Raw genomic sequence first — 15,451 nt, forward strand, 5'->3', positions numbered from 1 at the left:
TTAAAATGAATTTATCCATGAGATGGTTAAAAGAATTTGTCGAGTTGGACGAAATGCCAATGCGTACTTTCACCGAAGCGGTCACTATGAGCGGTTCTAAAGTGGAAGGCTGGGAAGTCGAAGGCAGCGAAATCAACAATGTGGTTGTTGGAAAAGTGCTGTCGCTGGAACGTCACCCAGACTCCGATCATTTATGGATCACCAAAATAGACGTTGGCAGCGGAGAGCCGCTCCAAATTGTCACCGGGGCACAAAACCTGAAGGTGGGCGATGTGGTTCCGGTCGCTTTGAACAATTCCACCCTTCCGGGCGGCAAGAAGATTAAAAAGGGAAAGCTACGCGGTGTGGAAAGCAACGGAATGCTTTGTTCCCTTGGGGAACTTGGCTTAACCAAACACGATTTTCCCTATGCCATTGAAGACGGTATTTTTGTTCTGCAGGAGGACTGCAAACTTGGGCAGCCCATTTGTGAGGCGCTTGGTTTCAACGATACCAAAGTCGAGTTTGAAATTACCTCAAACCGTCCGGACTGCTTTTCGGTCATTGGTTTGGCGCGGGAAGTTGCCGCAACGTTTGATAAACCTTTAAAGCTGCACAAGCCGATTGTAAAAGGCGGCCACGGCTCCTGCAAGGACATGCTGGATGTAAAAGTGGAAGCGACAGACCTCTGCTCTGTCTATTCCGCCCGTGTGGTAAAAAACGTACGGGTAAAACCGTCCCCGCGTTGGATGCGTGAGCGGCTCCGCGCCATGGGTGTCCGCCCCATCAACAATATCGTAGACATTACAAACTATGTCATGCTGGAATATGGCCAGCCGATGCATTCGTTTGACCTTCGCTTTATTAAGGACAACAAAATCCGCGTACGCCGCGCCAAAGACGGCGAGTCGATTACTACGCTGGACGGCGTGGAACGCAAATTGACCACCAAGAATCTTGTAATCGCCGATTCCGAAAAACCGATTGCCATTGCCGGCGTCATGGGCGGCGAATACAGTGGAATTATGGACGACACCACCACCATTGTCTTTGAATCCGCGTGCTTTGACGGAGCCTCCGTGCGTACCACCGCCCGTGATTTGGGAATGAGAACCGACGCGTCATCCCGCTATGAAAAAGGGCTTGACCCAAACAACTGCCTGCCGGCGTTGGAACGCGCCTGCGAACTGGTGGAACTTCTGGATGCGGGCGACGTAATGGATGACTATATGATTGATCGTCATTATGATTCGGAGCGCAGAAAAATTTATCTCGATGTTGACTGGATCAATCGTTTCTTGGATACTCATCTGACTGCGAATGAGATGAAGACCATCTTAAAGAAACTGGACTGCGAGTTTGAAGGCAACCTGATTCTGGTGCCGACCTTCCGCCCTGACTTGGAGCACAAAGCGGACATTGCCGAGGAAATCGCGCGCTTCTACGGCTACAATAAAATTCCAGGCACCCCCCTCCCCGGCGGCGCACAAGGAAAATATTCCGACTGGCAGAAATTTAAGCGTACCATTAATGATACCATGCTCGCGCTTGGCGCAAGCGAAATTATGACGTACTCCTTCATCAGCCCGAAGTACTATGATAAAATCCGCATGCCGGCGGATTCCCCGCTTCGTAAATCGATCACCATATCCAATCCGCTTGGGGAAGACACCAGCATTATGCGCACCACAGCCTTACCGTCCATGATGGAAGTACTTGCCCGCAACTACAATAACCGGAACGAAGCGGTTTGCCTGTTTGAACTGGCAAGCGAATACATTCCGACCACGGAAGATAAGCTTCCCGAAGAAAAGAACACCTTGATTGTTGGGATGTATGGAAATCAGGCAGATTTCTTCACCGCAAAGGGAATGGCGGAGCAGCTTTTGGAAGAACTTTCAGTAAGCGGGTATGAAATTGAAGCTTCATCCGATGAATACAGCTACCATCCCGGCCGTTGCGCCGTGCTCACCCTGGATGGCGAGCGTCTTGGCGTGATTGGCGAAATACACCCCAAAACGGCTGAAAACTATGGGATAGCAGAACGGGTCTATTGCTTTACCTTGGATGTGGACCTGATGTTCCGACATGCAAAAGCGGAGAAGACTTATATTCCCCTGCCAAAATTCCCTGCTGTTACACGTGACCTTGCGCTGCTTTGCAATGAGGATATCCCGGTGCTGAAGCTGGAAAAAATCATCGCAAAGGCTGCCGGAAGTCTGCTGGAAAAAATTCGTCTGTTTGACGTGTATCAGGGCGAACAGATTGAAACCGGTAAAAAGAGTGTAGCGTTCAGCCTGGTTCTGCGTTCCAGCGACAATACCCTGACGGAAGAGCATACGGCCTCCGTAATGAAAAAGATCATGAAAGAACTGGAAAAGGCGGGGATCTCGCTCCGTTCATAAACATTTGTTCACAAAATGTTCTTGAATTTATATGCCGTATGTTGTATTATAACAGTACTGGAGGTGTTTCCATGCTAGATAAGACGATGACGTTTTCAATTGGTGACGATCGCGAAGGGGATATTAAAAAGGTATTGACTTTGGTTTATGATTCCCTGAAAGAAAAGGGGTACAACCCCATTAATCAGATTGTAGGCTATATTCTGTCGGAAGATCCCACCTATATTACCACGCACAATGGGGCTCGTAGTCTTATCCGCAAGATAGACCGGGATGAATTATTGCAGGTTTTGCTGAAATCATATCTTGGCGAGTAATCGGCTGAAATCGGCCGGCGCTTCCTTGTAACTGAATAACAGGAGGAATTCTTGAATGAATGAAAAGACAGGCAACGCCGAGCAGTTCCCTACTTATAGGGGAAAACCGTTGGTGCGCTGCGGCGATGTAATTTATTACGGAAGCATGAAAGATAAATACGTTGTGAAGCTAGAAGTCAAGAGCAAGAAAAAGGTTCAGGATTTGGAAGTTGCCGATAAGGTTTCCATTCAATTGATGTATACGGACCAGAATATACGTGCCCGTAAACAGATTGTAAAATCCAGCGAAAAAAGCGGTTTATACCTTGCCATGGACATTGCCGACGCTTGGCTTTCAAGAGCATTAGCTGAGTAAGGTCAAAAAGATATTAATTTAGGCGATACGGAACTTCCGTATCGCCTTTTCTTATGCTTAATTATGTTTTAACGGTTGATTTTTCCAATATCACGGCGGTAATGTGCGCCTTCAAAATGAATTTTTTCCACGGCGGCATAAGCCTTCTGCAATGCCTCATCCAGGCTCTGCCCTGTTGCGGTTACGCCGAGAACACGCCCGCCGTTGGTGTAAAATTTATCGTCTTTCCATATCGTCCCAGCATGGAACACCTCTGCCCCATCAACCTGTCCCGTTTCATCCAGGCCAGCGATTTCCAGCCCCTTCGGGTAACTGCCCGGATAACCCGGGGAAGCCATCACGACGCATGCACAGGCTTCCTCCAGCCATTCGACCGGCTGTTCCGGCAAACGTTCCTCTACCACGGACTCAATGATATCCACTAAATCGGTTTTCAGCCTTGGAAGTACTACCTGGGTTTCTGGGTCGCCGAAACGAGAATTATATTCAATCACCTTCGGGCCGTCCTGTGTCAGCATCAGGCCAAAATAAAGGCAGCCTTTGAATGTACGGCCCTCCTGATTTAACGCATTCATGGTCGGCAGGAAAATCGTATCCATACATACCTGGGCGAGTTCCTCCGTATAATACGGGTTCGGACTGATGGTGCCCATACCACCGGTATTGGGGCCTTTATCCCCGTCGTAAACCCGTTTATGATCTTTGGAAGAAACCATCGGTTTTAAGCATTTGCCATCCGTAAAGGCCAAGACCGATACTTCAGGCCCGGTTAAAAATTCCTCCACTACAATCCGATTCCCGGAGGAACCGAAAATTTTGTCCTCCATAATAGAATGAATAGCCCGCTCCGCTTCCTCATAACTCGCTGCAATCACCACGCCCTTACCGAGCGCAAGCCCATCCGCCTTAATCACCGTTGGATATTTCCCGGTCGTTCGAATATAATCAAGCGCTTGGTGCGAATCCTGAAAGACCGTGTAGTCCGCTGTAGGAATATGATGGCGTTTCATAAAATCTTTAGAAAAGACTTTGCTGCTCTCAATCACCGCGGCATTCGCGCGTGGGCCGAATGCGGGGATCCCCGCGGCTTCCAGCGCGTCAACCATACCGACGGCAAGGGGGTCATCCGGTGCTACAAAAACCAAATCAATCCGCTTTTCCATGGAAAAGCGCACTATTCCGTCCAAATCCAAAGCCGGAATGTTGACGCATTCTGCGTCCCGTGAAATTCCTCCGTTACCGGGGGCGCAGTAAAGCTTAGTAACTTTACTGCTTTCCTTTAATTTACGTATAATTGCATGTTCGCGGCCTCCGCCGCCAACTACCAGTATTTTCATGGTTCTTCCCCGCCTTTTTAATGATGGAAAAGACGGACGCCGGTGAACGCCATGGTGATTCCGTACTTGTTGCAGGTTTCAATCACATGGTCGTCGCGAATGGAACCGCCCGGCTGTGCAATATAGCAAACACCGGACTTGTGTGCGCGTTCAATGTTGTCGCCAAACGGGAAGAACGCATCGGAGCCAAGCGAAACCCTGGTAAGGGTATTCAGCCATGCGCGCTTTTCTTCGCGGGAAATTGGCTCCGGTTTTTCGGCAAAGAAATTTTGCCAAACTCCGTCCGCCAGCACATCCATATAATCGTCTGAAAGATATACGTCAATGGTATTGTCACGGTCGGGGCGACGGATATCGCTGCGGAACTTTAATCCCAGCACCTTCGGGTGTTGCCGCAGAAACCAGATATCCGCTTTATTCCCGGCAAGCCGGGTGCAGTGGATTCTGGACTGCTGGCCGGCACCTACGCCAATGACTTGACCTCCCTTTGCATAACAAACTGAATTGGATTGGGTGTATTTCAGCGTAATCAGGGAAATCAGAAGGTCGCGCTTCGCATCTTCCGGAATTTCTTTCTGCTCCGTCACCAGATTGGCGATCATGGATTCGTCGATCTGGATTTCGTTCCTTCCCTGTTCAAAGGTAATTCCATAAACATCCTTGCATTCCACAGGATTGGGGCGGTAGCTTTCGTCCATGGCAACTATATTGTATCCGCCTTTGCGCTTCGTTTTTAAAATGGCGAGCGCTTCGTCCGTGTAGCCCGGCGCAATGATTCCGTCGGACACTTCCCGCGCAATCAGCGTGGCGGTTTGTTTATCGCAAGTGTCGGAAAGCGCAATCCAGTCGCCATAAGATGACATGCGGTCCGCTCCCCTTGCCATTGCATATGCGCTGGCAAGCGGGGATAGCTCCAAATCGTCGACAAAATAAATTTTTTTCAATGTATCCGAAAGCTCGGTTGCAACGGCTGCGCCGGCCGGGCTGACATGCTTAAAAGAAGCCGCTGCCGGCAGACCGGTTGCTTTTTTCAGCTCCTGAACCAACTGCCAGCTGTTGAACGCATCCAAAAAATTAATATAGCCCGGTTTGCCGTTTAATACCTGAACCGGCAGCTCGCTGCCGTCTTTCATAAAAATGCGTGACGGCTTTTGATTTGGATTGCAGCCGTATTTTAAAGATATTTCAGACATTACATACCCTCCGCTCAATGATTTTTATTAATGATTCTGGTTTCCACCGCTCCATTCTTCAAATTGATGAAGCGGGTAAACAGAGAAACCTTGTTTTCTTCATTCAGACTGCGCCAGACGGATTCCGTAAAGGTATCGATCGTTCCGTATATCCCAACACGGATTGGTTCGCCGTCAAAAGACGGAAGCGGGTTGCCATCCCCGGCATAGGTATGAATTAAATGCCCCTCCCCGTTCACCGGTGATTCGTATTCATAAAAATAGCGATGTACGGAAGCAGGGGATCCATCCGCACTTTTTAAAATGGAAAGACGGTAGTTCCCGTTCGGTGCAACAACGCCGGAAATTCGCGGCGTATAGTTCGGCGCATCCGGTTCAAACGTACGGGTACGCAGCGCTTCGGCAAAGGATCTTCCCTGTTTCAAAAAATCATAAATCGTATCGGTCTGGTCCCCGTTTGTTACAACGGTCGTTTGGTCCAGTACCCGCACGGGGGAATAAATGATGAGAGACGGATTCACCAATTTTGCGGGGTCAAAAGCCTGCGTACGGATTCCCTGGCCGTCTTCCACAAAGATGCGGTTCCGGCTGTTTTCACTGCGGCCCATAATAAAATAGGCAATAACCGCGCAGGTTCCGTCTGAGCTTTTTCCCAGAAGAATCCCGCGGCCTGGGTATGCGTTTGTGCCGAGCACAGTTTCAAATCGTCTAATTTCCAACATTATTCCTCCTTAATGATTGTTTTCCCGTCCTGAACCAGGATTCTGCCCTGACAGAACAGCGCCGCCGCCTTGGGCAACAGCTGCCACTCCGCCTGTTCCATGACCCTGCGCTGCAGGGTTTCCGGTGTATCCCCAGGAAGAATTTCAACGGCCTTTTGCAGAATGATCGGTCCGCCGTCGCAAACTTCATTCACAAAGTGCACGGTAGCCCCGGTTACTTTCACCCCTCTGCGCAGGGCTGCCTCGTGAACCTTCAGGCCATAATACCCTGGCCCGCAAAAGGACGGAATCAGCGACGGGTGTATGTTGATAATTTGATTTTCATACCGGCGGATGACCGTTTCACTAATGATTGTCATGAAGCCAGCAAGGATAATTAAGCCAATCTGGTTCTGATCCAGCAAAGCGAGGAGTGCCTCATCGTAATCCTGTTGCGTGGAGTAATCCCGGCGGAGTAACACTTTCGTTGGAATTCCGGCTTTTTTCGCCCGTTCCAGCGCATAAGCATCCTTTTTGCTGGAAATCACCAGTGAAAGGACGCCACCGGGCAATTTCCCGTTGTTTTGAGCATCAATTAAAGCCTGCAAATTGGTGCCCCCGCCGGATACCAGCACGGCGATTTTCAGCATAAAATCACGCCTTCTTCGCCGGAGGTCACGGTACCGATGACAAACGCGCGTTCCCCCATGGCATTCAGTTCCTCCACCGCCCGATTTGCCTGCTCTTTTGCCACAACCATGCACATGCCTATGCCCATATTAAAGGTATTGTACATATCGCGCTCCGGAATATTCCCCTGACGCTGCAGCAGGGTAAAGATTGGAAGCTTTGGGAGCGATGCCCGCTCAATTTTTGACGTTGTGCCGGGTTTGAGCATCCGGGGAATGTTTTCGAAGAACCCGCCGCCGGTGATATGCGAAATCGCTTTGATTGTTACCTTTTCCATTAAGGAAAGGACTGGCTTTACATAGATTTTCGTCGGGGTAAGCAATTCTTCCCCAATGGTACGGCCCAGTTCGTTCAAATACATCCCGATGTTTTTTTCACTGATATTGAAAATCTTACGAACCAGAGAAAATCCGTTGGAATGTACACCGGAGGACTGCAGACCGATAATCGCGTCACCTTCCTGCACCAAGGAGCCGTCGATAATGCGGTCACGGTCCACCATACCGACGGAAAAACCGGCTAAATCATACTCATCCATGGGATAAAAGCCCGGCATTTCGGCGGTTTCACCCCCGACCAACGCGCAGCCGGACTGCACGCAGCCCTCCGCAACGCCGGAGACAATCTGCGCAATTTTTTCCGGGTAGTTCTTGCCCACCGCAAGATAATCCAGAAAGAAAAGAGGTTTTGCACCGCAGCATATAACGTCGTTTACGCACATTGCCACACAGTCAATTCCAACCGTGTCGTGCTTGTCCATTAAAAACGCGATTTTTAGCTTTGTGCCGACGCCATCCGTTCCACTGACCAGAACAGGGGTATTCACTCCCTGCAAATCCGGCTGGAACAGTCCGCCGAACCCGCCGATACCGGAAACCACCCCGGGAATCCGGGTTCGTGCCACATGGCTTTTCATCAATTCTACCGCGCGGTAACCTGCCGTTACGTCGACCCCGGCTGCTTTGTAACTTTCACTGAAGCTTTTCATATTTCCCCGTTTCCCCGTGCGCAAAAGTGCATGAATTTGTTCAGAATTTGCACGGAATGTTCAAATGAATGTATTATGATATTATTTTATCCTCTGCTGTGAATTATATCTTACAATTCACGTACTTTATCCTGAATTGCCAAATCCTTCTTCGCAACACCTTCCGCCATGGTACGCTTCATTGCGTCCAGCTTTGCGGATAGTGCTTCATCCGAAAGGGCAAGCATCTGCGCGGCTAAAATTGCTGCGTTTTCTGCACCATCAATGGCAACGGTGGCAACCGGGATGCCGCTCGGCATTTGAACCGTTGCCAAAAGTGCGTCAAGGCCGTCTAAAGTGGAAGATTTAACCGGGATGCCGATGACCGGCAAAGTTGTGTTGGCGGCCAGAACTCCGGCCAGATGAGCTGCTTTTCCGGCTGCGGCAATAATAACACCAAAACCCTGCTCTTTCGCAGTGGAAGAAAACTCCGCCGCCACGGCTGGAGTGCGGTGCGCTGATATGACATGTACCTCCACGGGAATATCCCACGCTTTTAACTTTTTCACTGCAGGGGAAACGACAGGAAAATCACTGTCACTTCCCATAATAACCGCTACTTTTTTGTCTGCCATAGCAAAATCTCCTTACTTTATAAACTTCAACGGCTTTTCCTAATATTGACGCCGGTTGATGGCGATATCCCTTCATAAAAAACAGGCTGCGACGCAATGATACGGCGCAGCCTGTAAACGGATAGTTGACGCAATTCGGCAGTACCCCATTCGAACCATAACGGCTGACGAAACGGAAGAACTTGTCATTGCATTAACCTCCGAAACACTTTATGTGTTTATTGTATGTGATTTTTTGATTAATTTCAATAGATATCGAAATTAAATTTGCAGATTTGTAAAGAAACGGTTATGCAAGCTATTAGATATGTTCATTTTTGTTTATATTGACATTTTATTTCGCAAGTTTTACATCATCCGTTACCAATTCCTTTAAGGAAGTGGCCAAACCCGCAAACGACTGAATGTTGGAAGGAATAATAATCTTGGTGGCCTTTCCGTCCGCAGCTTTGCCAAACGCTTCCAGGCTCTTCAGTGCAAGAACGCCGTCCGCCGGATTCGCCTCGTTCAGCAGTTTAATACTGTCCGCCATAGCCTGCTGCACCAAAAGAATTGCCTGTGCTTCACCCTGTGCCTGACGGATCTTTGCTTCCTTCGCAGCTTCCGCACGCAGAATTGCGGATTCTTTTTCACCTTCCGCAACCAGAATGGCGCTTTGCTTTTCGCCTTCCGCGGTCAGAATCTGTGCGCGGCGTTCGCGTTCCGCCTTCATCTGTTTTTCCATTGATTGCTGGATTTCCTGCGGTGGAATGATATTCTTCAGTTCCACACGGTTGACTTTAATGCCCCAGGCATCCGTTGCCTCATCCAAAATCGTACGGATTTTGCTGTTAATAACGTCACGGGAAGTCAGTGTATGATCGAGCTCCAACTCGCCAATGATGTTTCTCAGCGTGGTTGCAGATAAGTTCTCAATGGCGGATATCGGTCGCTCCACGCCGTACGCATACAGCTTTGGGTCCGTAATCTGGAAATAAATCACGGTATCAATCTGAATGGTTACGTTATCTTTGGTAATCACCGGCTGCGGGGGAAAGTCAATGACCTGTTCCTTCAGGGATACTTTTTTTGAAATCTTGTCAATGAACGGGATTTTAAAATGGAGACCCGTCGACCATGTGGCACTGTAAGCCCCCAGGCGTTCAATTACATAGGCGTTAGCCTGCGGAACCACCTTGATGTTGGAAATAAGCACCAGAATGATGACCACTACCAGCGCAATTAAAACATAAGCACCAAAACCCATAAAAAATCTCCTCTCTATTTTTCAATGATTTCTACCATTGCGTTGCTGTAAATGTACCGTTTGCCGTTCAAATCAAATTTCACTCTGCCGGATTCGTTGAATTCAACATCGATTCGGCCTTCATAAGAAGCAATCTTTTTACCATCATAGCTGTAAATATTTACAACCCGGTTTAGGCCGCCGGCTAAATCACTATGAACATCTTTGCCCCATCGCTCCAGGGAGGCACACCCGGCCAGCGCCGCTGCCAGAGCAAAACATACAATTCCGATCGTTATCTTTTTATTCATTCGAAATCCCCTGCCTCATCGGCACTACCATAAGCTTTACTCCTTCAATTCCTTTGACTTGAACGCTGCATCCAACCGGTACAATGGAATTGTCTGTACTTCGCGCGGTCCAGATACTTCCCATCACATTTACCTGTCCCGTACCCAGCTGATTGTTAATTTCGGCAGTTACAATGCCGACTTTTCCAATGTAGCGGCCCACATTGGTATCCACATGCTTCACGCGCAGTAGCTTTTTGACCAATGGACGTGTAGCAAGCAAGGTTAACAGGGTAATGACGGCAAAAATCACCGTTTGAAGCCACAGTTCCGCACCGCAGAGCTGTGCAATAAGCGCACCCAGCCCCCCAATGACAAACCAGATGGAAACCAGCTGTGCGGTGGAACCTTCAATAATAGCCGCCGCCACGATAACTGCCAGCCAGATATAAGGCATGAATGCTTCCATGTCTTCTCTCCTTTCTTTATGTTGATGATAGTGTATCATATGCTTTCAGGAGATACAACATGGCTAAAATGCGGAAAACGAGCGATTTCATTCGATTTAGCGTGGCGCTATGGCCAGTCTGGCCGAATTGCAGTCGGGCGAGTCAACGCGAAGCGGCGCTAATCCTTTCGTTATTTTCTTATCAAAAATCGTTACCCATTCTATGGCTAAACCATTTCAAACGATTTTTCTTGCAGGTAAATTTAATAACTTCGGAAATTTCCGGAGGATATTTTTATTGCATGATACCGTCTGATAAAATATTAGGCTTGTTGAGTGTATCTGCATAATATATTTTGAGGTGGTCTCCATGCTCAAAGATTATACCCCGGAAGAATTATCGTATTTGGCAACCACGTTTGCCGTGGCAATTACGAAGGGGATGGATATATTATCAATTCGGGTTTTATGCAGCTTTTTTACAAATGTAATCGGTACTCTGAACCTGATTATTAACCAGCGGATCCTAAACGACGCGCCGCTGGAAAAAAAGCCATTAACCAAACCTGCTGAAAAGGTGATTGAAAAAACGCTTGAGAAACCGCTTGGAATCCCGCCGGAAAAGAAACTGTAAAAAGCAATATTGCAGCGTTCTTTGGGAAATATAGGATTATGCCAAACTGACTGTTTGGCATAATTTGACGGAATGGATGAAATAAAAGAGGATTTCTTTCTATGAAAAAGACTTTTAATAAAAGGCACTTAATTGTGATGTCCCTGGGGAATATCATTGGATCCGGTATTTTTCTGGGGTCCTCCACGGTGATATCAGTCGCCGGCCCAGCTGCTGTGATTGCCTACCTGCTGGGCGGATTTTTAATGGCGTTTGAAGTAATGTTTATTGTTGAAATGTGTGTGATTCATCCGGCTCCGGGTGCATTCCGCGTTCATGCTTCTGAAATTTTCGGCCCGTGGATCGGCTTTGTAAACGGATGGATGTTCTGGTGCAGCGGAGTATTGGGAATGGCCAGCGAAGTCGCCGCAGCAGCCATTTTTACTCGCTTCTGGTTTCCCAATGTTCCATTGTGGATTTTTTGCGTTATTTATGCAGTTTTCATGACCGCTGTCAATTTCAGCGACCTGAAAGGGCTCAGCCGGATTGAAACCTTGCTCGCTTCAATTAAGGTGGTAGCGCTCGTTCTTTTTATCCTGTTTGGTATTTTATCTCTGCTAGGGATTTTTCGTTTTAATAACAATCAAATGGTCAATCCTTTTACATCGTTTCAAAGCCTTTTTCCGAAAGGCATCAAGGGCGTTCTCGCTTCCATGATTATGGTCATGTTCTCCTTCACGGGAACCGGAATCATTGGCCTGGCCATAGCGGATATGGATAATCCGTCCCAAAATGCACCATATGCTCTTTTTACCATTATCGGTTCTGTACTAGGTCTCTATGTTCTGTCGATTCTGTTTCTCCTTCTTTTCATTCCATGGACAACGATTTCCGAATCGGAAAGCCCATTTGTTTTTTTGCTGAACCGTCTGCACATTCCGTTTTCCGACAGCATTTTGAACTTCGTCGTATTAACCGCTTCCTTATCCGGGTTAAACTCATCCATGTACAGTTCCTCCCGGATGCTCAGCTCGCTCAGCCGGGAAGGACAAGCCCCCAAGATCTTCCTGAGAACAAACCGAAATGAAGTTCCCCTTTACGCCGTAACATTAAGCAGCGTCACGCTTTTGGTGACCGTCATTCTTTCCTATCTGCTTCCGGAGAAGGTTTTTGTAATACTTGCTACTTCAAGCGGATTTCTCTCATTGTTTAACTGGCTTACGATTTCCGTAACGCATTATTTTTACCGCAAGAAAACACTGAAGGAAAACCCGCAGAAATTAAAATTTAAGGCACCCGGTTATCCGTTCACCACATTTCTTGAAATTATCCTGATTCTAGCGGTATTTGCAACGTCTCCCCTATATCCGGGACAAGTCTCCGGCTTAATCGGCAGCATTGTGTTTCTGGTGGTTCTAACCCTGTGTTACTTTACCTTAAAACGGATGAGTGTACTGAAATAATTCTTCCGGTCAGAAGCAGTCTTTCTTTCTCATGATCCTACAAAATTCCAGCTCTTTTTTTGGTAATTCAAGTCTTCCACAATGGTATTCAAAATGCTATAATAGGAAACGCTGTTTGTAGTAAAACACTGATTAAAGCAATTCCGAAGCCGATTAATTTGGTATTTTTTACGGTCTTGAATTGCCGTTCTGTGACTTAATCAGCAGATTCTATTGCGGAATTGGCTCGTTTTATACAAAATATTTATTTTCTCTATTTTCACGGCCTGATTCTGCTCATTTAATTGATTTGGGGACTTGAAAACATGAAAGAAACAAAGCAAAACTACGGCCTATTTACCACCATTACAATGATTGTAGGAATCTGTATTGGCTCCGGAATTTTCTTCAAAAGCGATAACATTTTAACCTTAACAGGCGGAAGCGTATTTTTAGGTGTTCTCGTTTTTATTTTAGGGGCAACCAGTATTATTTTCGGCGGATTATGCATCAGCGAGCTTGCCTCCCGCACGGACCGCCCCGGCGGTATTATTACGTATGTGGAGGAGTTCGCAAGTGAAAAATTAGCTTGCGGTATGGGCTGGTTCCAGATTTTCGTTTATTACCCGACCATCGCCGTTGTTGTTTCCTGGGTAATCGGAATCTATATCTGCCTCTTGTTTGGTTGGCAGGGCACCCTTGAAAACCAGTTATTTATCGGCTTTCTTTTCTACACCCTAAACTTTCTGGCAAATTCCCTTTCTGCGCGGCTTGGCGGTGGATTCCAGAACTTCTCCACAATCAGCAAAATGCTGCCTCTCGCCGTCATAGCGATATTTGGATTAGCATTTGGCAACCCAGCGGAGGGGTTTAAAAATATATCGGCCCAAACGCTTGGCGGCGCAACTTGGCTGGCGGCAATCGGCCCGATTGCCTATTCCTTCGACGGATGGACTATCTCAACCACTATTGCCCCTGAAATAAAGGATTCAAAACGGAATTTACCGAAAGCACTGGTCATCGCACCCATTATTGTTCTGCTGACTTATGTTGCATATTTTATAGGAGTTACCAGTCTGGTCGAGCCCAAAAAAATCATGGAACTTCAGGACGCACATGTTTATCTGGTGGCACAGAAGCTGTTCGGCGGGTTAGGCGGTCAGCTGATTTTGATTTTTGTGATTATTGCGGTTATGGGCACTGCAAATGGCATTATTTTGGGCTATATTCGTTTGCCGTATGCCATGGCTTTACGCGGTAGCGAGATGTTCCCGCTTGCCGATAAGCTGATTAAAACAAGCGGGAAAAACAATATGCCTGTAAATTCCGCAGTTTTTTGTTATGTAATTACGCTGTTTTGGACGGTTGCACACTACATTACGGTTAAGTTTAATCTGCTGCCGAATTCCGACGTTTCGGAAATCTCCATTGTGATGAGCTATCTGTTCTACATTATTCTGTATTATAAGGTATTTCAGCTTTACCGGAAAGGAGAAATCCAAGGCGTTTTTCGCGGGATTGTGATTCCATCCCTGGCAACTTTAGGTTCTCTGTTTATCCTGTCCGGCGGTCTGCAAAGCAGACTGTTTGTGTTCTACGCAGCATTCTGCGTTGCGGTCGTATTCGCTGCTCTTCTTTATTATTCCCGCAAAAAACAGCGTGCATAAGAAACTTGCGGCTTTTTCGGACAGCTTAATAAACAATCTTAAAAAAGCGTCAAATGAAATTCATTTGACGCTTTTTATTTTTCAATCCGGCCCGAATTCATTTTATTCGACAACCGTCAATTCCTTTGTCACTTGGTTGAGAACTTCGCATCCAGTTTCGGTAACGACCACCAGGTCTTCAATGCGAACGCCCAGTTCCCCGGGCAAATACACACCCGGCTCCACAGAAAATACCATTCCGGGCAATGCGATCATCGAATTCGCACTGCTGTTTTCAGGCATTTCGTGGCATTCCAGACCGCATCCATGCCCAAGCCGGTGGGTAAAATATTTTCCGAATCCGGCATTCTCCAAAACCTTTCTTGCCACACGGTCGAATTCACACATGGGCAGTCCGGGACGAATAAGTTCCTCCGCGGCCAGGTTCGCCCGCTTTACCGCTTCATACACCGTCTTCTGTTTCTCGCTCACATGACGAAAAAACACGGTCCTTGTCATATCACACCAATAGCGATGAATCGGCGTAAAAATATCCAGTACAATATTATCCCCATCACGGATAACCGTATTGTTCGCCTCATGATGCGGGTCTGCCGCGTTTCCCCCAAAGGAAACAATCTGCCCTTCTGGGGAATGATCGCCACCCCGTTCGGCAAACATCTTTTCAATACGGCCGGAAATTTCGCTTTCTGTTGCGCCCTCATGAATCAGCGAAATGGCGGTTTTCATAACGTCATCGTTGATTCTGGAGGCGTTCCGCATGACTTCAATTTCCTCCGCGTCCTTTTGCAAGCGGGCCATATCAACCGGAGTCGAGCCGTTAACCGGAACAATGTCCTTACGAAGTTCCATCAAGCCGATCAAATATTTGGATTGCCAGGTTTTGTCAATCCCGATTTTTCCGGGCTTTACCACAGAGGCTAAGTCCGGCAGAGGATTCACCCCGTCTTTTCCAACCACCAATTCCATTCCGGGCTCAGGCTGAAGACAGAACAGTTCGTTGCCAAACAATACAACTCTTCCGCTGTCGTCCAAATACAGGGCAAACATCCGCTCGAATGGGTCCACCCATATCCCCGTCAAATAATAAATGGACTCCTTTGACGATATGATAATCTGCTTTAATTGTTCGGCTTCCATGTTTGCGATTACCCGTTGCACTCTACTCTGCTTCAGCATTCCGATTT

The 15,451-nt window shown here is 47.5% G+C and carries 16 protein-coding genes; 6 read left to right on the forward strand and 10 right to left on the reverse strand.

Annotated features, from left to right (window positions below; all coding sequences use genetic code 11):
• The first annotated feature begins 5 nt into the window (after window positions 1–5).
• The 3 genes from pheT to ACSVDI_RS08605 all read left to right on the forward strand — a co-directional run bounded on the left by pheT (window position 6) and on the right by ACSVDI_RS08605 (window position 3,056).
• Window positions 6–2,384, forward strand: a complete 2,379-nt coding sequence (gene pheT, locus ACSVDI_RS08595; RefSeq protein ID WP_457942185.1) for a phenylalanine--tRNA ligase subunit beta — start codon at window positions 6–8, stop codon at window positions 2,382–2,384.
• Window positions 2,385–2,455: 71 nt separating this feature from the next.
• Window positions 2,456–2,701 (forward strand): IreB family regulatory phosphoprotein, encoded by a 246-nt coding sequence (locus ACSVDI_RS08600; RefSeq protein WP_457942187.1) that lies wholly within the window; start codon window positions 2,456–2,458, stop codon window positions 2,699–2,701.
• Window positions 2,702–2,756: 55 nt separating this feature from the next.
• Window positions 2,757–3,056, forward strand: a complete 300-nt coding sequence (locus ACSVDI_RS08605; RefSeq protein ID WP_457942189.1) for a hypothetical protein — start codon at window positions 2,757–2,759, stop codon at window positions 3,054–3,056.
• A 68-nt stretch (window positions 3,057–3,124) separates the two neighbouring features.
• Here ACSVDI_RS08605 and purD read toward each other — a convergent pair whose 3' ends face one another.
• The 9 genes from purD to ACSVDI_RS08650 form a co-directional block, all read right to left on the reverse strand.
• Window positions 3,125–4,393 (reverse strand): phosphoribosylamine--glycine ligase, encoded by a 1,269-nt coding sequence (gene purD, locus ACSVDI_RS08610; RefSeq protein WP_457942191.1) that lies wholly within the window; start codon window positions 4,391–4,393, stop codon window positions 3,125–3,127.
• Window positions 4,394–4,410: 17 nt separating this feature from the next.
• Window positions 4,411–5,586 (reverse strand): phosphoribosylaminoimidazolecarboxamide formyltransferase, encoded by a 1,176-nt coding sequence (locus ACSVDI_RS08615; protein WP_457942193.1) that lies wholly within the window; start codon window positions 5,584–5,586, stop codon window positions 4,411–4,413.
• 14 nt (window positions 5,587–5,600) lie between these two features.
• Window positions 5,601–6,305 (reverse strand): IMP cyclohydrolase, encoded by a 705-nt coding sequence (locus ACSVDI_RS08620; RefSeq protein WP_457945623.1) that lies wholly within the window; start codon window positions 6,303–6,305, stop codon window positions 5,601–5,603.
• 2 nt (window positions 6,306–6,307) lie between these two features.
• Window positions 6,308–6,937 (reverse strand): phosphoribosylglycinamide formyltransferase, encoded by a 630-nt coding sequence (purN, locus tag ACSVDI_RS08625; protein ID WP_457942194.1) that lies wholly within the window; start codon window positions 6,935–6,937, stop codon window positions 6,308–6,310.
• Entirely contained in the window at window positions 6,931–7,965 is a 1,035-nt protein-coding gene (gene purM, locus ACSVDI_RS08630; protein ID WP_457942195.1) for a phosphoribosylformylglycinamidine cyclo-ligase, read from the reverse strand. The genes purN and purM overlap by 7 nt, the downstream gene beginning before the upstream one ends.
• A gap of 110 nt (window positions 7,966–8,075) precedes the next feature.
• Window positions 8,076–8,579 (reverse strand): 5-(carboxyamino)imidazole ribonucleotide mutase, encoded by a 504-nt coding sequence (purE, locus tag ACSVDI_RS08635; RefSeq protein WP_457942196.1) that lies wholly within the window; start codon window positions 8,577–8,579, stop codon window positions 8,076–8,078.
• A 334-nt stretch (window positions 8,580–8,913) separates the two neighbouring features.
• On the reverse strand, window positions 8,914–9,825 hold the full coding sequence (locus ACSVDI_RS08640; RefSeq protein WP_457942197.1) for an SPFH domain-containing protein: 912 nt from the start codon (window positions 9,823–9,825) through the stop codon (window positions 8,914–8,916).
• 14 nt (window positions 9,826–9,839) lie between these two features.
• Window positions 9,840–10,115, reverse strand: coding sequence for a DUF5052 family protein (locus tag ACSVDI_RS08645; protein WP_457942199.1), 276 nt, complete (start codon window positions 10,113–10,115; stop codon window positions 9,840–9,842).
• On the reverse strand, window positions 10,108–10,563 hold the full coding sequence (locus ACSVDI_RS08650; RefSeq protein ID WP_457942201.1) for an NfeD family protein: 456 nt from the start codon (window positions 10,561–10,563) through the stop codon (window positions 10,108–10,110). The genes ACSVDI_RS08645 and ACSVDI_RS08650 overlap by 8 nt, the downstream gene beginning before the upstream one ends.
• Window positions 10,564–10,912: 349 nt before the next feature.
• Here ACSVDI_RS08650 and ACSVDI_RS08655 point away from each other — a divergent pair, with 349 nt between their 5' ends.
• From ACSVDI_RS08655 to ACSVDI_RS08665, 3 genes are all read left to right on the forward strand, one after another.
• Complete coding sequence (locus ACSVDI_RS08655) at window positions 10,913–11,176, forward strand: hypothetical protein (RefSeq protein ID WP_457942203.1); 264 nt, start codon at window positions 10,913–10,915, stop codon at window positions 11,174–11,176.
• A 101-nt stretch (window positions 11,177–11,277) separates the two neighbouring features.
• Window positions 11,278–12,618 (forward strand): amino acid permease, encoded by a 1,341-nt coding sequence (locus ACSVDI_RS08660; protein ID WP_457942205.1) that lies wholly within the window; start codon window positions 11,278–11,280, stop codon window positions 12,616–12,618.
• A gap of 305 nt (window positions 12,619–12,923) precedes the next feature.
• Window positions 12,924–14,264: an APC family permease gene (locus ACSVDI_RS08665; RefSeq protein ID WP_457942206.1), complete on the forward strand. Its 1,341-nt coding sequence runs from the start codon at window positions 12,924–12,926 to the stop codon at window positions 14,262–14,264.
• Window positions 14,265–14,366: 102 nt separating this feature from the next.
• On the opposite strand, the gene ACSVDI_RS08670 is transcribed toward ACSVDI_RS08665, so the two are convergent.
• Window positions 14,367–15,443 (reverse strand): M24 family metallopeptidase, encoded by a 1,077-nt coding sequence (locus tag ACSVDI_RS08670; RefSeq protein WP_457942208.1) that lies wholly within the window; start codon window positions 15,441–15,443, stop codon window positions 14,367–14,369.
• Window positions 15,444–15,451: the final 8 nt, after the last annotated feature.

The organism is Caproiciproducens sp. LBM24188 (assembly GCF_054130445.1).